26 protein-coding genes are annotated in these 25,589 nt (G+C 45.5%); 9 read left to right on the top strand and 17 right to left on the bottom strand.

Annotated features, from left to right (window positions below):
* Nucleotides 1–33 precede the first annotated feature (33 nt).
* A complete protein-coding gene (locus AAC052_RS05135; RefSeq protein WP_339811474.1) occupies nucleotides 34–1,059 on the top strand; it encodes a radical SAM/SPASM domain-containing protein in 1,026 nt (341 codons plus the stop codon).
* A gap of 4 nt (nucleotides 1,060–1,063) precedes the next feature.
* On the opposite strand, the gene AAC052_RS05130 is transcribed toward AAC052_RS05135, so the two are convergent.
* From AAC052_RS05130 to AAC052_RS05075, 12 genes are all read right to left on the bottom strand, one after another.
* Entirely contained in the window at nucleotides 1,064–1,225 is a 162-nt protein-coding gene (locus AAC052_RS05130) for a FeoB-associated Cys-rich membrane protein (protein ID WP_317488620.1), read from the bottom strand.
* A 34-nt stretch (nucleotides 1,226–1,259) separates the two neighbouring features.
* On the bottom strand, nucleotides 1,260–2,057 hold the full coding sequence (locus tag AAC052_RS05125; protein WP_317488621.1) for an inositol monophosphatase family protein: 798 nt from the start codon (nucleotides 2,055–2,057) through the stop codon (nucleotides 1,260–1,262).
* A gap of 7 nt (nucleotides 2,058–2,064) precedes the next feature.
* Nucleotides 2,065–2,739: a 16S rRNA (cytidine(1402)-2'-O)-methyltransferase gene (rsmI, locus tag AAC052_RS05120; protein ID WP_317488622.1), complete on the bottom strand. Its 675-nt coding sequence runs from the start codon at nucleotides 2,737–2,739 to the stop codon at nucleotides 2,065–2,067.
* Nucleotides 2,740–2,973 carry a 4a-hydroxytetrahydrobiopterin dehydratase gene (locus tag AAC052_RS05115; protein ID WP_317488623.1) on the bottom strand — a complete coding sequence of 78 codons (234 nt, stop codon included), beginning with the start codon at nucleotides 2,971–2,973 and terminating at the stop codon, nucleotides 2,740–2,742.
* A gap of 6 nt (nucleotides 2,974–2,979) precedes the next feature.
* The gene (locus AAC052_RS05110) at nucleotides 2,980–3,678 is read right to left on the bottom strand and encodes a class I SAM-dependent methyltransferase (protein WP_317488624.1); all 699 of its coding nucleotides are present in this window, start codon (nucleotides 3,676–3,678) and stop codon (nucleotides 2,980–2,982) included.
* Nucleotide 3,679: 1 nt separating this feature from the next.
* On the bottom strand, nucleotides 3,680–3,940 hold the full coding sequence (locus tag AAC052_RS05105; protein ID WP_152001741.1) for a DUF493 family protein: 261 nt from the start codon (nucleotides 3,938–3,940) through the stop codon (nucleotides 3,680–3,682).
* Between the two features lie 75 nt (nucleotides 3,941–4,015).
* Nucleotides 4,016–6,124, bottom strand: a complete 2,109-nt coding sequence (locus AAC052_RS05100) for a SurA N-terminal domain-containing protein (protein WP_339811471.1) — start codon at nucleotides 6,122–6,124, stop codon at nucleotides 4,016–4,018.
* A gap of 71 nt (nucleotides 6,125–6,195) precedes the next feature.
* Nucleotides 6,196–7,482 (bottom strand): hemolysin family protein, encoded by a 1,287-nt coding sequence (locus tag AAC052_RS05095; RefSeq protein ID WP_339811469.1) that lies wholly within the window; start codon nucleotides 7,480–7,482, stop codon nucleotides 6,196–6,198.
* Nucleotides 7,483–7,716: 234 nt separating this feature from the next.
* Entirely contained in the window at nucleotides 7,717–8,250 is a 534-nt protein-coding gene (gene lptC, locus AAC052_RS05090) for an LPS export ABC transporter periplasmic protein LptC (protein ID WP_339811467.1), read from the bottom strand.
* A 55-nt stretch (nucleotides 8,251–8,305) separates the two neighbouring features.
* Nucleotides 8,306–9,610 (bottom strand): hypothetical protein, encoded by a 1,305-nt coding sequence (locus AAC052_RS05085; protein WP_339811465.1) that lies wholly within the window; start codon nucleotides 9,608–9,610, stop codon nucleotides 8,306–8,308.
* Nucleotides 9,611–9,622: 12 nt separating this feature from the next.
* Nucleotides 9,623–10,888 (bottom strand): hypothetical protein, encoded by a 1,266-nt coding sequence (locus tag AAC052_RS05080; protein ID WP_339811463.1) that lies wholly within the window; start codon nucleotides 10,886–10,888, stop codon nucleotides 9,623–9,625.
* A complete protein-coding gene (locus AAC052_RS05075) occupies nucleotides 10,875–11,594 on the bottom strand; it encodes a type III pantothenate kinase (RefSeq protein ID WP_317488630.1) in 720 nt (239 codons plus the stop codon). The genes AAC052_RS05080 and AAC052_RS05075 overlap by 14 nt, the downstream gene beginning before the upstream one ends.
* Nucleotides 11,595–11,641: 47 nt before the next feature.
* On the opposite strand from AAC052_RS05075, the gene AAC052_RS05070 reads away from it, so the two are divergent.
* Together AAC052_RS05070 and AAC052_RS05065 are read left to right on the top strand one after the other, a co-directional pair.
* Complete coding sequence (locus tag AAC052_RS05070; RefSeq protein ID WP_317488631.1) at nucleotides 11,642–12,730, top strand: anhydro-N-acetylmuramic acid kinase; 1,089 nt, start codon at nucleotides 11,642–11,644, stop codon at nucleotides 12,728–12,730.
* A 385-nt stretch (nucleotides 12,731–13,115) separates the two neighbouring features.
* Nucleotides 13,116–14,636: a sodium:proton antiporter gene (locus AAC052_RS05065; protein WP_339811460.1), complete on the top strand. Its 1,521-nt coding sequence runs from the start codon at nucleotides 13,116–13,118 to the stop codon at nucleotides 14,634–14,636.
* A 15-nt stretch (nucleotides 14,637–14,651) separates the two neighbouring features.
* Here the strand turns inward: AAC052_RS05065 and AAC052_RS05060 are convergent, their stop codons facing one another.
* The 3 genes from AAC052_RS05060 to AAC052_RS05050 form a co-directional block, all read right to left on the bottom strand.
* Nucleotides 14,652–15,971, bottom strand: coding sequence for an aspartate kinase (locus AAC052_RS05060; RefSeq protein ID WP_339811458.1), 1,320 nt, complete (start codon nucleotides 15,969–15,971; stop codon nucleotides 14,652–14,654).
* A 15-nt stretch (nucleotides 15,972–15,986) separates the two neighbouring features.
* Nucleotides 15,987–16,463, bottom strand: coding sequence for a 6,7-dimethyl-8-ribityllumazine synthase (gene ribH / locus AAC052_RS05055; protein ID WP_152001731.1), 477 nt, complete (start codon nucleotides 16,461–16,463; stop codon nucleotides 15,987–15,989).
* 70 nt (nucleotides 16,464–16,533) lie between these two features.
* Nucleotides 16,534–17,253 (bottom strand): tetratricopeptide repeat protein, encoded by a 720-nt coding sequence (locus AAC052_RS05050; protein WP_339811456.1) that lies wholly within the window; start codon nucleotides 17,251–17,253, stop codon nucleotides 16,534–16,536.
* A gap of 200 nt (nucleotides 17,254–17,453) precedes the next feature.
* On the opposite strand from AAC052_RS05050, the gene AAC052_RS05045 reads away from it, so the two are divergent.
* Both AAC052_RS05045 and AAC052_RS05040 read left to right on the top strand, forming a co-directional pair.
* Nucleotides 17,454–18,545, top strand: coding sequence for a family 20 glycosylhydrolase (locus tag AAC052_RS05045; RefSeq protein WP_339811454.1), 1,092 nt, complete (start codon nucleotides 17,454–17,456; stop codon nucleotides 18,543–18,545).
* Nucleotides 18,546–18,556: 11 nt separating this feature from the next.
* Nucleotides 18,557–19,735 (top strand): DUF5009 domain-containing protein, encoded by a 1,179-nt coding sequence (locus AAC052_RS05040; RefSeq protein ID WP_339811452.1) that lies wholly within the window; start codon nucleotides 18,557–18,559, stop codon nucleotides 19,733–19,735.
* Nucleotides 19,736–19,809: 74 nt separating this feature from the next.
* Here the strand turns inward: AAC052_RS05040 and pdhA are convergent, their stop codons facing one another.
* The gene (gene pdhA / locus AAC052_RS05035) at nucleotides 19,810–20,841 is read right to left on the bottom strand and encodes a pyruvate dehydrogenase (acetyl-transferring) E1 component subunit alpha (protein ID WP_317488638.1); all 1,032 of its coding nucleotides are present in this window, start codon (nucleotides 20,839–20,841) and stop codon (nucleotides 19,810–19,812) included.
* A 127-nt stretch (nucleotides 20,842–20,968) separates the two neighbouring features.
* On the opposite strand from pdhA, the gene recF reads away from it, so the two are divergent.
* From recF to AAC052_RS05015, 4 genes are all read left to right on the top strand, one after another.
* The gene (gene recF / locus AAC052_RS05030; RefSeq protein ID WP_339811449.1) at nucleotides 20,969–22,090 is read left to right on the top strand and encodes a DNA replication and repair protein RecF; all 1,122 of its coding nucleotides are present in this window, start codon (nucleotides 20,969–20,971) and stop codon (nucleotides 22,088–22,090) included.
* A gap of 10 nt (nucleotides 22,091–22,100) precedes the next feature.
* A complete protein-coding gene (locus tag AAC052_RS05025) occupies nucleotides 22,101–22,409 on the top strand; it encodes a DUF721 domain-containing protein (protein WP_152001725.1) in 309 nt (102 codons plus the stop codon).
* 11 nt (nucleotides 22,410–22,420) lie between these two features.
* Nucleotides 22,421–23,566, top strand: a complete 1,146-nt coding sequence (locus AAC052_RS05020; protein ID WP_317488640.1) for a helix-turn-helix domain-containing protein — start codon at nucleotides 22,421–22,423, stop codon at nucleotides 23,564–23,566.
* A 161-nt stretch (nucleotides 23,567–23,727) separates the two neighbouring features.
* Entirely contained in the window at nucleotides 23,728–25,329 is a 1,602-nt protein-coding gene (locus AAC052_RS05015; RefSeq protein WP_339811446.1) for a nitrilase-related carbon-nitrogen hydrolase, read from the top strand.
* A gap of 1 nt (nucleotide 25,330) precedes the next feature.
* Here the strand turns inward: AAC052_RS05015 and AAC052_RS05010 are convergent, their stop codons facing one another.
* Complete coding sequence (locus AAC052_RS05010; protein WP_152001722.1) at nucleotides 25,331–25,540, bottom strand: hypothetical protein; 210 nt, start codon at nucleotides 25,538–25,540, stop codon at nucleotides 25,331–25,333.
* Between the last annotated feature and the right edge of the window lie 49 nt (nucleotides 25,541–25,589).

The following is a 25,589-nucleotide window of genomic DNA, read 5'->3' as shown; positions in this document are numbered from 1 at the left end:
TTAGACGCTAAATTTACTTGAATTTATTCAACAATGAACCTGGCAACATTTAATGATAACGTAAGACTGCTCAACAAATTGAGCTGGCGCAAGGCTGTCAATGGTGGCAAGCTGCTGGGTAGCTTCCTGGTGAGTAAGCAGCTGGGCAGGGCACGTCACAGCGGGCTGCCGATCAGCCTGGCCATAGAACCTACAACAGCCTGCAATCTGCGTTGTCCCGAATGCCCCAGCGGACTGAGGTCATTTAGCCGACCCACAGGAAAAATTGCGCTCCCGTTTTTTCAAAAAATCATTGATGAGGCGCACAGCCATTTGCTCTACCTCACCTTCTACTTTCAGGGAGAGCCTTATCTTCATCCTGATTTTCTGGAAATGGTGAGTTATGCACACCAAAAGAAAATATACACTGCAACCTCCACCAATGCACATTTCCTTTCGGACGAAATGGCCAGAAAGACTATTGAGTCAGGCCTCGACAGGCTTATCATCTCTATTGACGGGGCCACGCAGGACACCTACGCCTCTTACCGTAAAGAGGGCAAACTCCAGGAAGTAATAGACGGCACCAAACGGCTTGTGAAGTGGAAAAAGGAGTTAGGTTCAAAAACGCCACACTTGATCTTTCAATTTTTGGTAGTCAAACCAAACGAGCATGAAATTGACGAGATAAAAGAACTGGGGAAAAAACTTGGTGTTGATGAGATCCGGTTCAAAACAGCCCAAATTTATGACTACGAAAATGGGTCTCCGCTAATTCCCACCATCGAGAAATATTCCCGATACAGCCAAAATGGCGAGGGAAAGTGGTCTCTGAAAAACGTCCTTCGCAATGAGTGCTGGAAAATGTGGCACTCAGGAGTAATTACCTGGGATGGCCAAATGGTACCCTGCTGCTTCGACAAAGACGCTACCCATTCAATGGGGAATGTTTCGGACAGCTCTATGGCAGAGATTTGGAGGGGAGCGTCGTACAATCGATTCAGAAACGCTTTGCTGCGGTCAAGAAAAGACATCGACATTTGCAAGAATTGCAGCGAGGGTGGAGCAGTCTGGGCCTGAGTTTTTACTTTTGAGCCGTTTCTTTCAGGGCCTTCTGGATGTCGGCTTCGCTACAGCCACAGCCTTTGGCACACCCCTTGTCAACTTTCAGGCTCAGATAAATCTTTCTCCCCAGGAATAAGACGGCACCTGCAAATAATACCCCGATGATAATAGTTTCGATCATTTCAGTAAGTCAACGGTAGTATTGCTGCTGAAGTTCAGTCTAACCAGAATTTCTTAATCGTACCCAGCAGCTCGCTTTGTATGCCACAGCCAGCTATAAGCTCCCGGCCGAATATGTAGTTGTCGCCCCCTTTGAAGTCCGTAACAGTACCGCCTGCCTCCGTTACAAGTAAGACGCCCGCTGCAACATCCCAGGAATTCAGGTTGAACTCAAAAAACGCTTCAAAACGGCCGCACGCAACATAGGCTAGGTCCACAGCCGCACTGCCCATCCTTCTGAGCCCATGAGAAGACTTCATCAATTCATTGAGAATATTCAGATAGGGCATCATTTTTCCAAAGTCGTTATATGGAAAGCCCGTGGCGAGCAGCGACTCATTTATTTGGGTAGCATTTGACACCCTAATTGGCTTTCCATTGCAGAAGGCTCCCTTACCCTTGATAGCATGAAAACACTCGTCACGGTTTACCTCATACACTACCCCCAGAATCGCTTGCTTGTCTCGCACCAACGCCAGGCTCACAGAGTAAATAGGAAGGCCGTGCACAAAGTTTGTGGTGCCGTCAAGCGGGTCTATCACCCATTGTAAGGATTGCTCTGAGCTGGCCACGGTTCCTTCCTCGGTAATAAAGCCAGCTTCCGGCAGCACTTCTCTCAAGCGCTCTACGATCATCTCTTCGCACGCCTTGTCAACATAGGACACCAAATTGTTGTGTCCCTTTAGTTCTATCATGTCAGGTGTAAAGCCTTCTGCTTCTTTTTTCAAAAATTGCCCGGCTTCCTTACTGATGGCTATTACGTGGTGAACAAGTGTTTCTAATGGTATTTCCATCGTGTTATTACTTTCCTGATACGACGATCACAATTTCCCCTTTGGGTGGCTTAGCCTGAAAATGAGCCAAAACCTCCGTTGCGCTTCCGGTAATGGTTTCTTCGTAGAGCTTGGAGAGCTCCCTGCTAACCGAAACCATTCGCTCGCCGCCAAGTAAGGTAACAAACATTTCAAGAGTTTTTACCAACCTGTGTGGTGATTCATAGTAAATAACTGCCCTTTCTTCTTCCTTAATGGCTTCTATTTTGGACTGCTTACCCTTTTTGTGAGGAAGAAAACCTTCGAATACAAATCTATCGCAAGGAAACCCACTTTTGACAACAGCAGGAATGAGCGCCGTTGGGCCTGGCAAGCAATCGATCACAATGCCTGCACTTATCGCTTCCCTCACTATCAGGTATCCGGGGTCGGAAATTCCGGGAGTCCCGGCGTCAGAAATCAACGCCATACTCTCGCCTGCTTTCAACCTTGCCACAAGGTCACTTACTACTTTATGCTCATTGAAAATATGAAAGCTTTTAACCGGTTTGCTGATCTCAAAGTGCTTGAGTAGAACCCCGGATGTACGGGTGTCTTCCGCCAGTATCACATCCACCTCCTTCAATACCCTTAGCGCTCTGAGAGTGATGTCCTCCAGGTTGCCAATTGGCGTCGGAACCAGATATAGCTTCGCTGCCGCCATCTATTTCAAGAGCGCATCAATCACGCTCGCAAGCTTCCTGTCCTTCTCAGTCACAGTATTGCCCGCACTGTGGGTGGTCAACTCTATGGTCACTTTATTGTAAACGTTGCTCCAATTAGGGTGGTGATCCATTTTCTCTGCTTCAATGGCTACCTTTGTCATAAACCCGAATGCTTCAACAAAATTCTTGAAGGTAATTTCTCGTAAAAGTTTGTTGTTCTCTTCTTTCCACATAATGTTTTATCTTTTAGTGGCGGTAATGATGTATTGATAGGGTAGCGTCTTCGCATCTACCTCTTTTATAGTAAACCCAACTGCCTTCAATTCGTTCACCAGTTTTTGGCTAGAAATCCAAAGATTATCAGGTGGTGTTACCGGAGATCGCTCGGGCTTAAAGTCAACAATCACCAGTTGCCCCCCCTCTTTTAGCCCGCTCATTATTTCACTAAAGTAGTTCTTTCGCTCTGGTAAAAAAGATGCGGTATTGACAATGAGTACTCCATCAGCTTCGTTTATCGCAATGCCAGGTGTTTCCGGCACTGTTTTTCTCGTCTCTATACTGCCAACGTGCGTTGGCAGTTTTGTAGCTTCCTCCTCAATGTGCTGCAAAAAGTTGTCGTCAATATCTATCGCTATCACATCAGCCCCTGCGGTAGCCAGCCGTAGAGTGAAATAGCCAGCTCCGGCACCAATGTCGGCGATTTTCTTCCCGTGTGCGTCACCAAACTTTTGTATGACCTCGCCAGGCTTTTGCCAGCTATCCCGATCCGGGTCTTCAAACTCGTCAGAAAACAAGTCTTCCCCACCGACAGGCACACTCTCAGTTCCGACCACTTCCTTTTTTTGGCTTGACTCGTCATTGCTAATAGTTTCCCCACCACACGACATCACCACAACGCCTATACCCATAATAACCAGGAACTGTTGAAAGCCAATCATATTATAAAGATATAACGCCCTCCACCGACTTCACAGTAACATACACTTCGACCACTTCCTCGCTCGACTCGACGATCTTCTCCAAAGTCAAACTGGTGTACCGGTTGTTGCTGGAGCTCCTCAAACTCAGTTTTCCAACAGGCAGGAGGCTTTCGACGTCAGCAACTTTTTCACTTGGAACAATAAATTTGAAAATATAAGCTCCTGGAAATGTGTGCTCTTGTTCCAGCTTTTCTTTGAAAGAAACGATTTGCGGGTCCATTCTTGCGTGTAGTAAAAAGAAAAAAGGAGTTACCAAAAAATATCGGCAACTCCTTTCTTTAGCTTCTAAATATTATCAGAAAAACTTATAACGCTCATCTTCTATTTCGGCAAACTCCCGAATAGCCTGCGACAAGCTGAATGATATCCTCGACTGACGACGCTGACTCAATTGATCTTTGAACGTGCTGAAATCAGCCACTTCAGGGGCCTCGGTGATCGAAACAGTTTCAACAATTACTACTCCATTATCTGCCTTCACCACATCTGACCTTTCGCCTGCTGCCAGCGCAAATGCTTTTCCAACAGCCTCAGGCGCATTACCCACACCTGTAAGTGCGTTAGCGCTTAGTTTCAAATCACTCATTGTATAGACTGTGGCATCAGCTCCCATTTGATCGCTGATTTCATCCAGAGTGCCCGTCTTAGTTTTCAGTTGATCAGCAATTACAGCCGCCTTCTTTTCGTCCTTTACCTTTTTGGTAATGTCGTCCCTAACGGCGCTCAGCTCCACAAGTCCTTTAGGCTGCTCGCCAGTCATGGCTGCCACTACATATTCGCTATCCAGCTCATAAACCTCCGAAACTTTGCCCACACTGCCGTCGTTGAACAACCAGATGATGATTGTTCTGGCATCAGAAAGTCCGCCGAAACGCCTAGCATTTGGTGCTACTCCCTTCGCTTCTTCTATTTCAAGGCCCTTTTCTGCTGCATTGGCACGAAACTGTTCCAGGTTTTCGCTGCTCAATGCAAACATATCTGCATCACGATACGCCATGTTACGGGTATCGTCACTGGCAATAATCTCCTTTTCTATGGTAGCTACTTTATAGGTAGTGTTTGTTTTAACAGCAGTTACCTCTATAATATGATACCCAAAGTCTGTCTCAACTACATCGTTCAGAAGGCCGGTTTTTGTTGCATCAAATACGGCCTTCTCGAAGGGCTCAACCATGCGGCCTTCACCAAACCAACCCAAATCACCACCTCTGGTAGCTGTGCCGTCGGTTCCGTGAATACGAGCCATTTCGGCAAAACTTGCCCCCCTTTTTATCTCAGCAAGAATCTTCCGGGCCTCAGCCTTGGCTGCGCTTTTGGCTGCCTCGGTTTCGTCTTCGCCTTTGAAGAGGATGTGGCTGGCACGGGCGTAGCCGGTTGTGCCTTCTGCTTTCTTGGAAAGCTTGTAAACAGTGTACCTGTCATTGGCTAAAATTGGGCCAATGATATCGCCTTCCTGCATTGTTTTGATAGTGTCGTTCAAAGACGCCGGTAACTGGTCAGGAGTGTATGTTCTAAAAGGCGTCGGTGCATCAGAGTTGGCTCTGGAAAAAAGCGAATCGTTCTTCGATTGTGCTAATAAGCCTTTGATCTCATTAATCTCTTCGATCACTGCCGCTGTGTCGTCAGCGGAAGCAATGATAGGAAAAGAAATGTACTCAAGAGATCGTGAGAGTTCTCTTTGGTATTGATCAGCGTGGCTTTTTAAGTATGCCTGTAGCTCGGCATCAGTTACAGAAACAGAAGAGTCGCTAACAGTGTAATAAGGGACGTAAAGATACTTTACCTCAGCGATCTTATTGGCTTGAACATATTCCCTTTTAGCCTCTTCCTGTGTGACATAATTAGTTTGAAGAAACAAATTGTCAAACTTCAGCATCAGTCTCGCCGGAGCCAGCGTGCCCTCAAAGTTGTACCACGCTGCCTGCTGCTGTGCGGGCATGGCACTAAGGTTCTGCAAATACGTGATGATCTGGTCTTTGTCAAACTGGCCAGTTTCAGGGTTTGTAAACGCCTGAACGATTTCCGGGCTAATATTATTACCCTGAACCATATCAACCACTTCCTCATCAGAAACAGTTATTCCCAACCCGTCGAACTCTTCTTCATAAGCATACTTGTTAACCAACAAATCCCAAGCTTGCTGTCTGATAGAGTACATATCGTCGCCACTTGGGCTTCGGCCCTGACTCATTTGAAAGTTGAACGAAAGTTCATCTACCTTGCTCTGAAATTCATCAAGCTTAATAGTGGTGCCATTAATTTCTCCTATTTCGTTCGTATTACCGCCCAATAAGGTCGAGTTTGGGCCAAGCAAGTCTCCACCCACTACGAATAGCCCCAACCCAAGAGCAATAATACCTACTGCCAACCCAGTTCTCTCTCTTATTTTATTAATGAAACCCATATCTTCGTTTTTAGCGAGCCGCAAAATAATATCATTCGAAGCTAAAATCAAAATGGAGATTCGAGGTTTTACTAGCCCCTATCTTCCTCATTTTGAACCGTTAGCTTCACTCTGTCAATCCTGTTGTCCGTTTTTGAATAAACGGTGATCACGAAAGGAGCAACCTCTATAATGTCGTTTACTTCAGGAATGTTTTCGTTCACAGAAAGTATCAGACCGCCGAGCGTTTCGTAATCTCCTACCGGCAAATTCAAATCGTATCTGTCGTTGAGGTAATCGATCTCAAGTCTCGCACTTAGAATGTAATTTCGTTGATCGATTTTTTCTTCTACCAGGTCCTCATCGTCATCATGCTCGTCGTTGATCTCTCCAAAAATTTCCTCGATGATGTCCTCCATGCTCACGATACCTGACGTGCCCCCATATTCATCTACCACCAAAGCAAGGCTCTTTCTTTCGGTCAGAAACTGAATCATCAGCTCATTAACAAGAGAAGTTTCGGTAACGATAATGATCGGCGTTAGAATAGACTTGATGTCCTTTGGCTTTTTGAATACCTCAAGCGAATGACAGTACCCTATCACTTCGTCAATCGTGTTCTTATAAATCACGATTTTCGAATGTCCACTTTCGATAAAAGCATTTTTTAGTTCTTCTATCCCATCCTCAATGTCAACTGCCACAATCTCCGGACGTGGAACCATGCAGTCTCTCACTTTAACCGTCTTAAACTCAAGGGCATTATTGAAAATTTTCGCATCAACCTCCCTGTTGTCATTCTGGTTCTCGCTTGTCGACAAGTTTTTCAGGTAATTATTGAGGTCAATCAGTCCAAAAATGGGCTTGTCCTCAGAGTACTCGAACCTAAGTATTTTTGTTATAACAAACTTGGATGAAAGAACGATAATAAATACAAAGGGGTAAAGCACATAGTAGATGATCAAAATTGGCACTGCAAACAGTGTGAGCAGCCAATCCGGATTGATCATAAAAATACTCTTGGGCGTATATTCCGCAGTGATGATCACTATAAAAGTTGAAAGCAGGGTTTGAATTAGCCCCACCGTCACATCGTTCCTCAAAGAGTCAGGAAGGCTTGTCGCCAGCCAGGGCTCGAGCAGCCCAGCCATGTAGTACCCATACAATACCAATGAAATGGTGTTCCCTACCAGCGTTGTGCTTATAAACTGGGATGGGTTTTTTACAAACCGGGTTAAAATTTGCCCTGAAATAGCTCCCTGCTTACGCAGAAGTTCGATGTGAAGTCGATTGGCCGAGACAAACGCAATTTCTACACCCGAAAAGAAGGCTGAAAAAGCCAGGCAAATGAGAATAATTATGACTTGGTTTGGATCCATTAGCTTTGGAAGCCTCTATTGCCTTGCAAAGAAGAAGTACAAATTTTGTTACCCGACTTACTCCTGAAATGTTTATTTCGGTTTATCATTTCACAAATTTATACAAAAGTAGCAGACAAACACTGATCATTAGGATCCAGTATGAATGCACCACACCGACAGTCATCGTTTGATGAACGCCGATAATTAAAAAACCAACGCTGAGTGTCAGCAATATTATACCCCAACCTTTCTTCATTGTGGATCATCTATGGTCATTGTTCCTGTTGGCTTGGTGATGGAATAACTTGAAAAATCTTGCCGGGCCGTCATTCCCTCTCCAGTATGGATTTCGCCTTCAGACCTAATAGTAACAAATTTATCAGTGAAAATCTCTTCTTTTATCGGGGTCCAGTACAACTCTTCTGTGTTTAGCTCATCTCCGTCCAAAAGGCTGATCACAACCACATTTCCCTCTGCCTTGTAAAGATTCTCTTTAGCATTTTTCTCCCCTCTGTCGGCCCTCAGGGTGGATGACTTGGTGCCATCTTTCTCAAAAAACTCGATGTAGACACCATCAGGAAACTCTCTGTCGCCATTCTCGAACTCGAATTGCGTTGGTGCTTCCAGCCTGACTCTTACCTTAGCGGAGTCGCTAAACAAGGTGACCACGTCTTTGATCTCCATGACAGGCCCTTCGTAAAGCGGCATGTCCGACATGTCTTCCTTTTTCTCACAAGAAAAGATAAGAAGAGCAAATGAAATAAGATAACCTAAGCAGACTCTCATATAAATAAAAAACGGTCGCTGCGTTACAACGACCGTTTCAATATGGTTGTTTTTCTTACGCTGGCCTTCTTTGCAAGGTAACAGATTCCTGTACCCAGCAGCCAACACTCAGGACATCTCCCTCTTTCATGCCTTCCTCAAATATCTCTCCGATGGAAGGAAATTGTTCTTTCGCTTTTTCCATGCCCTGGCTATTGCCTGCCTTCTTATACATTTCATAAGCAGCAATATAAACAGCCCTGTCTTTCACCTTGCTCTCACCTCCACGACAATCGTCATAGCTTGTCAGGTAAAGGTTACCGATGAGTGTGTAAGCATCAGAAAAAGAAGGATCCATACTTAAGGCTTTTCTTGCGTTGGCACGAGCTGCCACTTTCTGACCGTCAGACGCATTGATTCTGGCCATGTCGTAATAAATTTCAGCCTTCTTCTGGTTGTCGTCAGCCAATTCCACCGCCTGATTGTAATATTTAAACGCTTCTTCGTTCTTTCCTTCAGCAGCCAGCTTCTGAGCAATTACCTTGGTCAGAGAATATGTCGGCTCCTTTTCGTTGACAATCTTACTTGATGTCATGAAAAGAGGGCTGTCGGTACACTTGCCAGTCAGCTGAAGTTGCAAAATTTTCTTAGCCAACTTAAGATCTGTAGGATCTGTCTTCAGCTTAGGTCCCAGGTTGTTCTCTACAAATTCGCAGTCAACGGTTACTGTGGCTGTAAGCAGCTTGTCAATATTTTCAGAAATCTTTTCAATCCTATCCAGGTTCTTGCCTGTAGCCTTTTTCAAATCAATGATGGCCATGATCTCGTCATAGTAGTCAAGCACCTGCACGTCGGTAATAGCACCACCGGTTAGCTTAAAGCGTCTAACCACGTCCATAAAAGCCAGTAAGTTGTTGTCGAGGGTGTTCACTCCATTAAGTTCGTACACCTTTTCAAACATTTTGATAAGATCCGGGTATTTGGCCTTATTGTCTTTGTAGTACTTATAAGCTGTGTAGCCTTTTCTGTTAAGCACGTCCCCTTCGTTACCAAAGTACTGGATGCGCTTATCATACATTGACAGCGCTTGCTCCTGATATTGTACTGTTTTAGCGGCATCAGGCTCATTGTCGGCTAATCCTTCGTAAATCTTTGCTCCGTTAATATACAGCGACTCATTTAAGTCAGGCGCATTAGCCAACAACCAATCAAGGTGAGGCAATGCCGCTTTGAAATTATCTTGCTTTAAGAAGTCTGTGTAGAGAGCGTTTTTCTCTTCTGCCGTTGCTCTGTCTTCAGGCCAATTCCACCCTGGCTGAGCAACCGCTACCAGCTGGATACCAAGGAAAAACAGCAAACTGAAAATCCACGTCTTTTTCATGATTACTTAGTTTTAGTCATATTTACGTCTAACGAACCAACCTCTGTCATTGATGGTTGCTCCAATATATATCTGAATGTAATTCTCTTTTATCAAGTTATCCGTCACACTACCTCTTCTTCCGATTTTGGCTGCTACATCAAAACTTGACACACCCATTGGGAAAGATGATCCAAAGTTTATGCCAAAGTCTGTAACGTCATTCCCATTGGCCAAGTAAGGCAACCTCTCCCAAGCGGCCCCTAGCCGGAATGTTGTGCGTGCCAGATAACTATCCACGCTGCTAATATCGGGTGTATATTCTCCCCCTAAAACCAATTTTAGCCCTTTTTGATAAGTGGTGCTAACTATTTCAGGAGACGGATTTTCATTCCATTCGGAAATCCTGGCATCAAAGCCAACCATAAATTTATTAAGATTTTCGAACGAAACGCCAAATCCCAGTTTTTTTGGCAAATTAAATGCAACTGATTGATCCAGAATCAGTGTGTCGCCGGGTGTGGAGCCGCCGGTACTTCTTCTTTCAAGCCCTGCAAATCGAGTACCTGAGATAGATGACGGAAGATCGTATACCACACCCAAGTTGATAGCCGTTCTTTCAGTCACTTTTTGATGGTAGTGAAGGCCTCCTCCAAATTCGAAATCTGCGTAATTAATTTTCTCTTTATAGGCGGTGGTGTAATTGGTGCCACTGGTAAGCCCCAATAAAAGCGTTTCCGCAGATTTGTTAAACTCGCCAAAAACAAATGAGCCACGAACGCCTAATGAGAGACCTTTGTATATTTTGAATCCATTGGAGAAATAAGCCTTTGAAAGGCCGCCGTTTCCTTTGAACAGATACTCGACTTGAGTAGTGGAATTATTCACGTCGGTCGTATAGCCAATATTGTAGTTCATCCTACTCAATGGCACCAACCCAAAGCTGGAAGACCATTTGCCAGATATTATTGGAAACGCATACGCAAAATAGCTAAGGTTGGCTCCCCCATTTTTATCCTTGCCGTTTGAGCTGGACAGCGTCCTTATATCTGCCGCCACGCCCATCTGAAAGGTGGACATCAAGTTCCGGGTAAGCATAGCCGGGTTCATCCCATTAATATGAAATACTGTTGGCGTGCCAATACCCAGGTCGCCCATGGCAAATTGATTCGCAAAACTCCCCTCTTTGATGTCACCTACGCCGTAAAGCGTGAATGGTGAAAGCGTAACTTGTGCATAGGAAGTGGCACAGCAAAACAATGCTACCCAGCCCGTAATAACCAATCTAATTCCTCTCATTGTGCCTTAAAATACTGTTGAGTCCGATGAGGACCAATTCGGAGCGTACAAAGATGTGGTGTTTTATCTTAGATTCAAAAAAATGACTCCCACCACCACACATAATCACTTGCAAGTCAGGCAACAAACCGGAGAACTTCTCGATCATGCCTTCAATTTCTGCCAGTGTGCCGTGCAAAACCCCATTGATCATTGATGTTTTTGTGTCCTTTCCCGGCAGATCAACCCAGTCGGGGTGCTCTATCAACGGTAATCGGGCCGTAAAGGTATGCATTGATTTTAGTTTCATCTCTACTCCGGGCGAAATAGCTCCACCTTTATAGTAACCATCGCTGGTTATGATGTCATATGTAATGCAGGAACCCACGTCTATTACCAGACAGTTCTTTCCACTATAAAGATGGAAAGCTCCTGCAGCAGCGGCAATTCTGTCGGTTCCAAGGGTGTCTTTACTGGCATAGTCAAGCACAATTGGTAACGATACCAGGTGGGTCAATATGACCACTTTATATCTCTCAAGTAACTCTTTCTCCAGATTGCTTACGTCTTTGCCAACAGAACTTATGATTATGTCCGACACCTCCTCCCTTTTCAGGGTGGCCACGATGGCGTCGATAGCAATATCAGTCTTCAGCTTTATGAGCGAGTCATTTTCAAAAAAACCTATCTTGCACCTTGTATTACCTATATCAATGGCGGCGTTCATAGTAGCGTAAACAATTAGTCGGCGATATTACCTATATAGATGCAATTATGGAAAAAGAGTTTCTTGTGATCGGGCTTATGTCGGGGACTTCTCTGGATGGGCTCGACATGGCAGCATGCCGGTTTCGGCTGGCTCAAGGCAAATGGAGTTATGTTATCGAAGCTGCTGAATCGATAGCTTATGATGACGAAATGCAACAGAAGCTCAAAGATTCGGTGACGCTGTCGGGCCTTGAGTTGTCCTTGCTGGATGTTGAGCTCGGAAAATTCTTCGGCACGAGCGTCAAGGCCTTTTGCCGGAAGCATGGGATTCAGCCACTATTAATAGGTTCTCATGGTCACACTGTGTTCCATCAGCCCGAGAAACTTCTCACGCTTCAAATAGGGAATCCTGAAGCCATCAGTCATTTTTCTCAGCTACCAGTTATTGCCAACTTCCGACTTCAAGACGTCTTGAATGGTGGACAAGGTGCTCCTTTAGTTCCTTATGGCGAACACTATCTTTTTCCTGGCTACCATGCTTTTCTTAATCTTGGTGGCATAGCCAATGTCGCCTTGCACAGTCAAAACACTATGAAAGGCTTTGATACCTGTGCCTGCAACATGGGGCTCAACCATCTGGCGAGGAAGCTTGGGATGAGCTTCGACAAAAATGGTGAAGTGGCAAAAACCGGATCCATGAGTGATTCCCTTTTTCAATCGCTCAACAAGCTTGATTATTTTCAGCAAAAAGGTCCAAAATCGTTGGGCTACGAATGGTTCGAGAAAGAAGTAGCGACTTTACTTGACAACAGCAGCACACCAGTGAAAGATGCCCTCTGCACTTTCATTCATCACATTGCCTTTCAGGTGAATAATGGTATGGATGGCCTTGGATCTTCTACAGAAAAAGTAATGGTTACAGGTGGTGGTACGTTAAACGGGTTCCTGATGGACGCTCTCAATATTTATGGCAAAGGAAAGTTTACTTACGAGGCACCCGATAGAAAAACAGTTGAGTTTAAGGAAGCATTGGTGTTTGCCTTCCTCGGATTGCAAAGGTTTCTCGGACAACCCAACGTTTCCTCTCAAGTGACCGGCAGCAAAAAAGATGTGTCGGCAGGAAGCTTACATGGAAATTTTAAGGTGTCGATATAATAGCTAAACTGGTACACCGCATCTTGTGGGCTCTATCAGCCACTAACGATGTTAAAAGTGGTTTTGGGAATCACCAGGAACCCGACTAGTCATTTCTATTTAGAATAGTAGATAGTTTTTACCTATCTTATGCTCGAGGGGGACTAAAATGTGATAGTGTTTGCTGTGCTCATATGCCGTGTTTCGAAGCTCATCGGGGCGCTCTCTTTCGAAATCATACCAGCTACATAATCACGGTTAACAAATACCTAAAACTTCTTTTGAAATCGCACTAAAACAACTTATTTAAGCAGGAATTAACCAAGTGTAAAAATAAGAGGAGCTAATTGGCAAAGCAGTAGCGCCCCTCCTCCAGAACCTAACACTCTACTTTGATCGGCCTTTGATGAAAAAAATTGCAATATTTCTGTGCCTTAGTGTCGCTCTTATAACGAGCGTTTTTGCCAATGAAGTAAAAGCAAAAGCATTGCATGAAAACAATGAGGTGGCAGCCAATATTGACTTGAGTGACAGTGCTGAGGAAGCCCCCGGCACAGCGGAGGATGGGCATGCTGAAGAAGGAGAGCACCCCAGTGCGCCAGGTTGGTTGGTCATTCCTTTCGTGCTGCTACTGTTAATGATTGCCACGGGGCCGTTGTTCTACGAGCATTTCTGGCACAAAAACTACCCAATTGTAGCTGTATCGCTTGCCATACTAGTGGTGCTGTATTATTTGTTTGTGTTGCACAACGTGCACAATCCAGTGCATGCGCTGGCTGAGTACATACAATTCATCGCCTTGCTTACGGGCCTTTTTGTTGCCAGTGGGGGCATTATGATCAATGTGGACAAAGAAGCCAAGCCCCTGACCAATATCATTATCCTGCTTGTTGGAGCAGTAATAGCCAATATCATTGGTACCACCGGCGCTTCCATGCTGCTGATCAGGCCGTTTATCAGGCTCAATAAGAACAGGATCAAGGCCTACCATATCATCTTCTTTATTTTCATGGTAAGCAATATTGGTGGTTCTCTTACTCCTATTGGTGATCCTCCGCTGTTTTTGGGATTTTTGAAAGGCGTTCCCTTCTTTTGGACACTATTGAACAACAGCGTTTCATGGGTCTTTGCGCTTGTCTTCCTGGCGGCGATTTTTTACTTCATCGACAGAAACAACAAAGCGGACTATAGCTTCGGCGAGGATCCTCAGGTTTTCACCAATAAGGTAACCGTGGTCGGCGCCAGAAACTTCGGCTGGCTTTTGGTCATTATTCTTTCTGTTTTCCTTGATCCGAATGTTCTAGAATGGGTTCCGGCCATACACTACGAAGGGCAAAAATTTTCTTTCATTAGAGAAATCATTATGCTTTCCGCTGCCTTCCTTTCATTCAAGTTTGCGGAGAAAAAGGCACTGGAGGGCAACGACTTCAACTTTGAACCTATCAGAGAGGTCGCCTTTATTTTTATAGGGATCTTCGGCACCATGATGCCCGCTCTTGAGCTGGTAAGCAACTTTGCTCAATCTGAGGCCGGCGCTCCACTCATCACCCACAATTCACTCTACTGGGGTACTGGCGCACTCTCAGGCTTTCTGGACAATGCTCCCACCTATCTTAACTTTCTGACTGCAGCTATGGCTGCCAAAGGGGGAGATATCGGCCAGGTCAGTGATGTGACGGCATTTGCGGCCGGCGGTACTTTTGCTAATTCGGTGCTGGCATTAAAAGCAATTTCTATTGCGGCGGTGTTTTTTGGTGCAATGACCTACATAGGCAACGGACCGAACTTTATGGTGAAATCGATAGCCGAACAAATAGGCATCAAAATGCCGTCCTTCTTTGGCTATATATTGAGATTCTCCATTCCGATCCTCATTCCACTGTTCATCATTGTGTGGTTGATTTTCTTCTACAGCCAGCCCGTTTGATAAAAGAACAAGGGATTATAAATTGAATAATCCCTTGTTCAAAACCTTCAGCGCTTCTGTTTTGTAGATGGTGTCAATGAGCAAAGAAATATTGTTTTTGCTTCCACCGTACGAAATCATTCTGACAGGTATATCCTCCAGCGAAGCGAAAATGTCTTTACCCACGCCCTTCTTGTCGGCAACAAAGTCGCCCACAATACACACAATCGACTGGTTCTTGTCGACCTCTATGGTGCCGTAGGGCTTCAGCTCTTCGATGATCTCGTTGAGGTAAGTGGGCTCGTCTATCGTGAGCGACACAGCCACCTCCGACGTCGTAATCATGTCGATAGAAGTCTGGTACTTTTCGAATACCTCGAAAATCTTTCTCAGGAAGCCGTAGGCCAGAATCATCCTGGTTGACTTGATTTTGATAGCTGTGATGCCATCTTTGACAGCAATGGCCTTGATTGCGTCTGGGTTTTTGTTAGATGTAATCAAGGTTCCCCGGGCAGCTGGATTCAAAGTATTTTTCAAACGAACCGGCACATTCTTTTGCTGCGCCGGAAGAATACAGGTAGGGTGCAGAATTTTTGCTCCAAAGTATGCCAGCTCGCCTGCCTCTTCGAACGACAGCTCTGCAATAGGCATTGTGTTTTCAACAATCCTCGGGTCATTGTTGTGCATTCCGTCGATATCCGTCCAGATTTGAACCTCTTCTGCTTTGATGGCAGCTCCAATGAGGGTAGCGGTATAGTCACTTCCTCCTCTTTTCAGGTTATCGACACCGCCAGAAGCGTTCCTGCAGATGTATCCCTGAGTAACTATTACACTCTTATTGTCGATGCCTGCCAAAATTTTCCTCAGCTTTTCGGAAATCAAGTCAAGGTCGGGCTCTCCATTGTCTTTAAGGTACATGAAGTCGAGTGCTGAAAGAAACACAGCCGGAACCTTAATCTCATTGAGGTACTCATAAAAAAGACTGGTGGAAATAATCTCTCCCTGAGCGACCAGAAGCTTGTTGGCTTTACCATAAAAGGGCTGCTTCACAAGTGTTTCAATCTGCTGGAAGTATCTGTCGATGACGTCAGTTCCCTTTTGCTTGCCTTCCTCAGTTGCATAAAGCTGTTGCACAAAGTCAACATACTGCGCATAAAGCTTCCTGGTTCTGTCAAGCGCTCCCTCTATATTGCCATTGGAGAACTCATCAGAAATCGCAATGAGCTCATTGGTGGTGCCTGACACGGCACTAAGAACGACCAGCTTCTGGCCTGGCACACTCATCACTATGTCCTTCACAGAATGCATCCGCTCAGGCTTCCCAACTGATGTACCTCCGAATTTTACTACAATCATTGTTACTAGATAGGTTTAAAATCCAAGCATTTTTATGGCCGTGATGGCTGCCTCGTCTCCTTTGTTTCCGTGCTTTCCGCCAGCTCTTTCCAATGCTTGCTTCTTATTATTGGTGGTTAAAACTCCAAAAATTACGGGCTTATTGTACTTCAAGCCCACTTCTGTAATACCGTTGGCCACGGCCTGGCAAATGAAGTCAAAATGCTTTGTTTCGCCTTGTATCACGCAACCGAGGCTAATAACAGCGTCAATGTCTGCCTGCTGAGCCAGCCACTGAGAAGCCAGGCTTAGCTCAAAACTGCCGGGCACGTTCTTCCTGATAATATTGTCTCTGTTTACTCCGTGCTTTACCAAAACCCCGTAAGCACCCTGAAAAAGCGCCTCTGTCACTTCTTCATTCCACTCAGAGACCACTATACCAAATTTCTTTTTGCTTACGTCCCCAACGTTACTGCCGGAGAAACTGCTCAAGTTCTTTTCTGAAGACGCCATTTTTTGGTTTTTAGAAACAAAAAAGGGATAAAGTTATCTTTATCCCTCCTTCTGCCGATGTTTTCATCAACTATTTTGAAGCGAGGGCTTCCAGTCTGGCCTTGTGTTTCTTGGCGTCCTGGTATTCAGCTGCTCCGTAAAACTTATCTACTATGGTTGTGTAACACTTCAGTGCTGCACTTAAATCTCCTTGCCTTTCGTAAGCAATGGCCGCTTTGGTTAAATACACAGGCGTAAACTGCTTGTTCGGTTTGTAGTCTGATGCTTGCTGATAGTAGTCTGCTGCGTTCTTGTAGTCCAGCTGCTCCATGTAAGCATCTCCAATGAGTGAATACGCTCTGGCCTGCACCAAATCGTCAGAAGCTCCAAACGACGTCAGGTAACGAATGGCTGATTCGAAATCGCCCATTTTCAGGTAGGTGGCTCCGGCATAAAAGTTAGCCAGGTTGCCAGCCTTCGTGCTGCCATACAGGTCAATGATATCAAGAAAACCATAGTTGTTTCCATCACCATTTAAGGCCTGTCCAAGGCTGTCAGCCTCGAAATAATAAACTGCCTGAAAGAGCTCCTTCTGAGCAGCCGTATTTTGGTTCGACTGATAGTAATTATAAAATATGAACCCGGTGACTCCCAAAATAATGACAGCACCAATGGCAAATACCAGCTGCCTGTTCTTTTCAATAAATTCTTCTGTACGGGTGAGTTGTTCGGCTAACGCTTCGGGGCTTTCCAACAAATCATTTCCGTGCTCTTTACCCTTTCTAGCTGACGCCTTTTTAGTCTTCGCCATTTATCCTAATCTTTTGAGGTCGCAAAGATATATTTTTTTCGATAAAATAAAGACTATCAGCTATTAAACAACTACATTATTTTAACCCCCCTATTTATCTTTCATATTACCACTCATCACCTTTCCAGTGAATTGTGTGCGCAAACACTTTAATATTTTTAAATTGACTGATGACTCATAACCTGCTAAAGAACACCACTATGAAAAAAATCGCATTTCTTTTTATGCTCTGCCTAGGGGGCGTCATCCAGGCTCAGCCACTTGATTCCATCATGCCAGTACGGGGGCTGGCGATAGTGGCACCGAGTTCCAAAAGCCTTGACCGCTTCATTAAATTCATGGAGAATGAACTGACGGCCAACAATGTAAACACCCTGGTGTTGAGGGTTGACTGGAAGTATCAGTACAAGTCTTACCCAAAACTTGCCGACAAAGATGGCCTCACAAAGGAGGAGGTCAAAAAGCTGGTGGCGGCTGCGAAACGGAGTAATATTGAATTGATCCCGCAAATTAATCTGCTTGGGCATCAATCGTGGGCCAGCACCACCTATGCCCTGCTGAAAGAATATCCTCAGTTTGACGAAACGCCGCATGTGACCATGCCGGAAAAGTATGAGTGGCCTAACCCGGACGGGCTCTATTGCAAAAGCTACTGCCCGCTGCATCCTGATGTGCACAAGGTAGTTTTCGATCTGGTAGACGAAATAATGGAGGTGTTTGAGGCCAAAACTTTCCACGCAGGCATGGATGAGGTGTTCTACATTGGGGACGACAAGTGCCCACGCTGCAAAGGCATGGACAAGGCAGAGCTGTTTGCCGGAGAAGTCACTACTATAAGAAACCACCTGGCACAGAAAGGGAGAAAGCTGTGGATTTGGGGTGATCGGTTGTTAGACGGAAGTAACACCGGACTGGGCATGTGGGAGGCGAGCATGAACAACACGCACAGGGCGGTGGACATGATTCCCAAAGATGTGGTCATTTGCGACTGGCACTATGAACGGGCCGACCCAACAGCGGCCTACCTGGCCATGAAAGGCCTCTCGGTAATCACCTGCCCATGGAATAAGCCAGAGCCTGCCAAAAAACAAGTAGCACAAACAATAGCTCTGAGAGAAAATGGCAGTAAAGTACTGAAGGAAAGATACCTTGGTATGATGCACACCGTATGGAGTGGTGCTGACGGTTTTCTTGACAAGTACTATGAGCTGAAGGAAAAAGGCACCTCTGAAGATGGTCAGGCCAATTGCTTTAAGGCTATGTTTTCGGCAATCAATAGCCAGTCAAAATAACATTGATGATCATGAACAATCGTATCGCCTCCATAGATATTTTCAGGGCACTCACCATGCTGCTCATGATTTTTGTGAATGACCTGTGGTCGCTCAGTGAAGTGCCGGAATGGATGGGCCACAAAGCGGGTAACGAAGACGGTCTCGGCCTGGCAGATGTGGTGTTTCCAGCATTTCTGTTCATAGTAGGCCTTTCAGTGCCCATGGCCATTAAGGCACGCAGGGCAAAGGGAGAAAACAACACTGAGGTGATTATCCACATTGCTAAAAGAAGCCTGGCGCTAATTGTGATGGGGGTAATGATGGTGAATCTGGAGAGCATCAACAAAGAACTGATTCCTATCCCCAAGCAAGCCTGGCAGATCCTTATGGCTATTGGGTTTATTCTCATTTGGAACAACTATAAAGACAAAAATGCCTTCGGCAAAGTGCCTGAGTGGGTGATGCAGGTAGCAGGCATCGGCATTCTTATCTCCCTGTGTGCCATATATAAAGGAGGGCCCACAGACAACCCCGTCTGGATGAAAACACATTGGTGGGGCATTCTTGGACTCATTGGCTGGGCCTATCTCTTCTGCTCGGTTATCTACGTTTTCGTAGGTGACAGAATAGTTATTATCTCAGCAATACTTGTGGCCTTCTATCTATTCAATATTCACCAAATGAACGGCCTGCTGGGAGGGGTGCCAAAGGGACTTCTCGTTGTGAATGCCTCCAACCACGCCAGTGTGCTCAGCGGCGTGTGGGTAAGCCTTATGCTCACTTATTTTGGTCAAAAGAACAAACTGAGCCTTTTTCTTACCGCTTGTTTGGCCTTTGCTGTTATATCTCTGGCCTTTGGCTTCATTACCCGCCCTGAATGGGGAATATCTAAAATCAGGGCTACGCCTTCCTGGACAGCCATCTGCGCTGGCATAAGCACCATTTCGTTTGCGCTGGTTTATCTGATTGCCGACGTGTGGAAGAAGACGAGTTGGGCTGGCTTTCTGGCACCAGCGGGAAGAAGCACGCTCACCTGTTACCTGGTGCCCTATTGGTTCTACCCGATCTTTATGGTCACCATTGCGGCCTGGCTTCCCAATTTTGCTACAGTTGGGGTTGTGGGGCTTGTCAAAACATTGCTGTTTTCGCTGCTGGTTATTTACATCACCAGCTTACTGGAAAAAGTCAATATTCGTTTGAAAGTGTAAAGTTTCATTCATTATATAAACGAAAGAGCTGCCTGATGGGCAGCTCTTTTTGCTTCTATGACCAATGATAAGTACTATTCCATCAGGTAAGGGTAGTCCTGCTGGGCATACACGTCTTTTAGCGATTCTGACGGATCGGGCCAGCCTGAGTCCTCGGAGAACTGGACAGCCTCAGCTACCTGATCCTTAATTTTGTCGTCGATCTTTTCGAGGTCAGCCTCTTTGGCAATTTTCTTATCGAGTATCAATTGGCGAACCTGCTCAATCGGGTCTTTTGCTTTGTACTCCTCAAGCTCTTCTTTGGTGCGATACTTGGCAGGGTCAGACATTGAATGTCCTTTGTAACGGTAAGTCCGAAGCTCCAAAAGCGTGGGTCCGTCACCTTTTCTGGCACGCTCGGCCGCATCGGCAAATGCATGGTGCACATCAACAACCGACATGGCATCAACCGGGAATGAAGGCATGTCGTACGCAGAACCCAGTTTATATAGCTCGGTTACGTTGGACGTACGCTGCACAGAAGTACCCATTGCATAGCCGTTGTTTTCGATAGCGAAAATCACAGGAATCTTGTAAGTCATGGCCAGGTTAAGCGCTTCGTGAAAAGCACCTTGTCTAACAGCACCGTCTCCCATGTAAGTGACGCACAACTTACCTGTCTTCAAATATTTTTCGGCAAACCCAATTCCCAGGCCAAGTGGCACCTGCGCTCCAACGATACCATGCCCGCCAAAGAAACCCTTCTCTTTATCGAACATGTGCATGGAACCTCCCTTGCCTTTCGAAATACCGGTTTCTTTACCGTAAAGCTCGGCCATGATGGTTTTAGGATCGGATCCAAGTCCAATTGGGTGGGCGTGGTCACGGTAGGCCGTGATGTACTTGTCGCCTGTTTCCAGTGCAGAAATAGCGCCGGCTACGCAAGCCTCCTGGCCGATATAAAGGTGACAGAAGCCACGTATCTTTTGCTGACCATATAGCTGCCCCGCCTTCTCTTCAAACTTCCTCATCAGCTGCATGGTTTCATACCAGAACATGTAGGTTTCATTCGAAAAGTTATCCTTCGCTGTTGCTTTTGCCTTCGCCTTATCTTTTACACTAGCCATTATTGGAAATATTTCTGTGTCTACGAATTGTAATATTACTTTTGGGATGTGTTACGCTGCCCTGGAATGCGCCCGGCAGATTTAACCCCCGCAAAATAAGTAAATTGCCTTCATTCAACAAAAGTAAATGTATCTGAGTAACCTGTACCTTGAGTCGTTCCGAAATTACCAGTCACTTGCTATTAACTGCTCAAAGGGTATAAATTGTTTTGTGGGCAAAAATGGCTCAGGAAAGACCAATTTGCTGGATGCGATCCACTATTTGTCGATGACAAAAGGGTCGTTGAATAGTGTGGATAGTCAAAACATAAGGAAAGGTGATCCACTTTTTTTTATAAAAGGCGAATGGAAGGCTGCTAAAAAGGGGGCTGGGAAGGGAGAACAGGTGCAGGTGGCTTTTCAACCGGGGCAAAAAAAGCTCATCAAAGTGAATCAAAAAGAGTATGAGAAACTGGCTGACCACATAGGTCGCTTCCCCGTGGTGTTGATCGCCCCCAACGACACCGACCTGATAAGGGAAGGCAGCGACGGTCGGCGCAAATTCTTCGACAGTATTATTTCCCAGCTGGATGCCAGCTACCTGGAAAACCTGATGGTGTATCATCACTACCTTAAGCAGCGAAACAGTCTGCTGAAGCAATATGGGGACACCAGGCGGCTGGACAAAACGTTGCTCGCAGTGTACGATGAGCATTTGATGAAGTCGGGGCAATTGATTTTCGATAGCAGACGGGACTTCACTGAAAAGTTTGAAGCTTTGTTCAGCCCCCGCTACCAGTGGCTTTCAGGGGGAGCCGAGCAAACCAAGGTGGTGTACGTTTCTGAGCTTTCCGAAACCTCGTGGAAGGAAAACTTCAAAAAGGCGATCGATAAAGACATGGCCTTGCAAAGAACCACTTTTGGCATCCACCGGGACGACTTTGAGTTTTTGCTGGAAGAAGAACCGGTGAAGAAGTTTGGCTCCCAAGGCCAGCAAAAGTCTTTTGTGATTGCTCTGAAATTAGCTCAGTTTGACATCACCAGTCAGGTGAAAAGCTTTGCGCCCATTCTACTGCTCGACGATATATTTGACAAGCTTGATGACGATCGCATCAAAAAATTGATGGAACTTGTAGGGGAAGACGACTTCGGTCAGTTGTTTGTAACTGATGCGAGACCAGAACGAACGATGACGCTTTTTAAGGGCTTGAAGAAAGACAAGAAGCTATTTAAAGTGGAGGAAGGAAAAGTAGAGGAGATAGACTTTTAGAGTGGAAAGTATGTACAAAAAGAAAGACGATAGAAAAAACGAGTCGCTGGAGCTGAAGGATGTGATCAGGGAAATGCTCCAGAATTACCATATTGAGGAGAAATTTGATCACACCAGGCTGCTTGCTTCCTGGGAACGACTCATGGGTAAGCCTATTGCCAGCCGCACCTCCAAGCTTTTTGTAAAAGACAATGTGTTGTTCGTCCGCCTCACCTCAGCCCCACTCAAAAGCGAGATGAATTTAAATAAAGCCAAGGTACTTGATATCTTCAAGAAGGAGTTTGGCGAGAAGGTGTTGAAGGATATTGTGTTTCAATAAAAGGAAAAGCGGTGGACATAGTATTAAATACTCTTCTGCCCATCATCATCCTGCAAGTATTGCTGCTTGCCTTTTTTCTCTTCGCCCTTAAAAAGGGCAAAAAGCTAAGCAATCGACTGCTCGCCTTATTCTTTCTGTTTTTGGGAATCAATTTCTCCGACGGCCTTATCGGCTTAACCGGTTTTTACCAACAATACCCGGCCATTGCCCACCTCGAAGACGGCTTTGCCTTATTGCTTGGTCCCTTGCTATTGTTCTACACCCGGTCAGTAGTTTATGAAGGATTTCAGATGAAAACTTCCCACCTGCTTCATCTCCTTCCTTTTATAATTATCACAACTACTTTTCAGGTCTTTTATCATTCCTACAGCCAGGAAGAGCAACTTTTCGTACAAAAATCTATCGCCAACCGGCAACTTCCTCCAGGCTTCTATTTTTCGGTAGCTTTGGTTTATGGCCATGTTTTGAGCTATTTTTTTCTGGCGCTGAAAGAAATCAGGTTCTATCAGCAGCGAATCAAAGACCTTTTTTCGTCCACTGAAAAAATCAGCCTTGCCTGGCTACGCTTCCTGATACTGACCATGACAGGCATTCTTTTATTTTCTCTCGTGAATGTGATGGCCCCGTATGCCGGGCTTGACGCCTGGTTTCAACCCACCTTCGCCATAGTGGTGGGGCTCTTTTTTCTTTTCGTGAATGCAGTCGTTTTCAAAGGCTTGCAACAACCTGAAATATTCGCTGGCCTTGAACAAAAGGACACTGCCAAATACACAAGCTCAACTCTAAGCAGCGAAGAAAAGCAAGCGCTGAAGGATAAACTGATTCAGCTAGTGGAAAATGAAAAGCTATACCTGGATCCTGAAATAAGCCTTGAGCAGCTGTGCGCAAAACTGGAAGTGGCACCCAAAAAGCTTTCTCAGGTACTCAATGAGCAGCTAGGTCAAAGCTACTATGACTTTATCAATTCTTACAGGATCAATGAGGCGATGACCATCCTGTCCAATTCGCCCGACTCAAAGCTTACTGTGCTGGAAGTTCTCTACAAGGTCGGTTTCAATTCCAAGTCGTCGTTCAACACCATCTTCAAAGAAAAGACTGGAACCACTCCTTCTGCCTTTAGGAAAGAAGCTCTACATAAACTGGCCGCTTCAACCTAAATAATAAAGCTTCGGATTTATCTCCCGGCAGAAAAGCCTTTTATAGCCTGGCAGTAGGAATAACCTTTTGCAGTTTTCTTTTTGAAAAAGCGTTCGACTTCCGGCAGTCGGTCGTGGGAGTGAGTACAATATGTCTCCTTTGTTCAAAAAACAGAGACATCATGAAAACTTTCACAAACACAAAAACTACTGCACTTTGGGTGTTGGCAACGATCAGCTTCTCACTACTATCAGTTAAATGGATGTTCGCTCCCGCAGCCTGGGTGGCTCCGGCCTTCCTTATTTTGTTGATGAAAGAATACAAGCCCTGGAAAAGCCTGTTAATGGGGTTGTCGGTCCTTTATGTTTCGTCGTTGATTGGCAGTTACAAAGTAATGCCTTTCCCTACCATCGTATTTGTGGTGATCGCACTGATTGGTGCCTTGAAGCACTTGATTCCCTTCTTTCTTTTCCGCTTGCTTTCAAAAAGAGTTGAAGGCTGGTATGCTACTCTGCTGTTTCCGTGCCTTTATGTGGCCTACGACTACCTCAATGGTTTCGATGGCGGTGGCACCTGGGGGTCGATGGGCTATACCCAGGTGAACAATGATGCTTTGATGCAGCTGGTTGCCGTTACTGGCTTATGGGGTGTTACGTTTCTCATTACCTGGGTTTCGGCACTTTTATCAGCATGGTACACCAGTGGCTTTAGCTTTTCCTCAATAAAAACTCCAGCCACTGTATGCTCATCATTATTCGTAGCTGTACTGATTGGTGGAAGCATAAGAATCAACTCACTGTGGCAGAAAGAAACAACTACGGTAAGGGTCGTCGGCATCACAGGGCAAAACCTCGAGTTGCTTCAGTCAACTTATGAAGCCGTGTTTGGAAGCCGATTGGATGTTGATCTGTCCAAGCTTACCCAAACCTCACCAGCACTTCAGGAGCTAAACAAGGGACTTGTGAAGTTCATTGAAAATCCAACAGATCCAATATTTGCAGCTTCCCATCTTCAAATGGAAGCCTTTCAGGACAGCATGCTCTCTGTCGCTAAAAAGGAAGCAGTGGCAGGCGCCAAGATTGTCTCTTTTTCCGAAGGGCTCCTTTTCACCACCAAAGCCACTGAGGACAAGCTTATTGCCAAGGCAAGAAACCTGGCAATGGAAAACCAATTCTATCTATTGTTAACGATGGCCTCCATTATCCCGGGCGAAGTCACCATGGGTTCAAAGTACCTGGAGAATAAGGCTTTGTTCATTGGCCCTGATGGACAAGTGCTCAACACCTTTTTTAAAAACAAGCCTGTGCCGCTTGTAGAGCCGAGCATACAAGGCGATGGAAAGGTTCCTGTTGTTGAGACGCCTTATGGCCGCATTGCGATTTCCATTTGCTACGACGCCGACTTTCCCTACCTGATGAGGCAGCCAGGGCAGCAAAATGCTGACATAATGCTGCTCCCTTCCGGCGACTGGAAAGAGATTGCTCCGTATCACGCCTGGATGGCCAAAGTCAGAGCTATAGAAAATGGTTTTTCGCTGCTGCGGCCCGTTAGCAATGCTACATCCATCGCCTCAGACTACTATGGAAAAGTACTAGTCTCCAATGACTTTAGCTCAGCGGGTGAACATGTGATGGTCAGTCATCTGGCAACGAAAGGGGTAGCAACTATCTACTCGAAGATAGGAGATTGGATGGCGTGGGGGTGTTTGGTGGGGTTGGTTGCTTTTCTTGGGCGCCTTGTGTTGTCCTCTCCAAAAGTCATGGTTAAAACAGGTTCGCAATAAATTACCCGAGGAACCACTCAATATGAGTGCATTCGGAGCAGACAAAGCAAGTGGCAGTGCGGTCAGTCCAGTCGAGGTTGAAGAAGCTTGACACAGCGGAATTCATTTGAGCCCTCCTTGACCAGAACAGTTTGTTATAGCAAATCGGGCAAGACAGCTCATGCCCGGCTACTTCTATTGGTTGTGGCTCTTCTTTCTTGAATAGTTTCATGTGTATATAATTTTGTTTCGATCAAGTAGTAAAGTATCCATAACAAGGT

Source organism: uncultured Imperialibacter sp. (genome assembly GCF_963974565.1).
GTDB lineage: Bacteria > Bacteroidota > Bacteroidia > Cytophagales > Cyclobacteriaceae > Imperialibacter > Imperialibacter roseus.
Note: the sequence above shows the minus strand (reverse complement) of the source record. Positions and strands in the feature narration are given on the sequence as shown.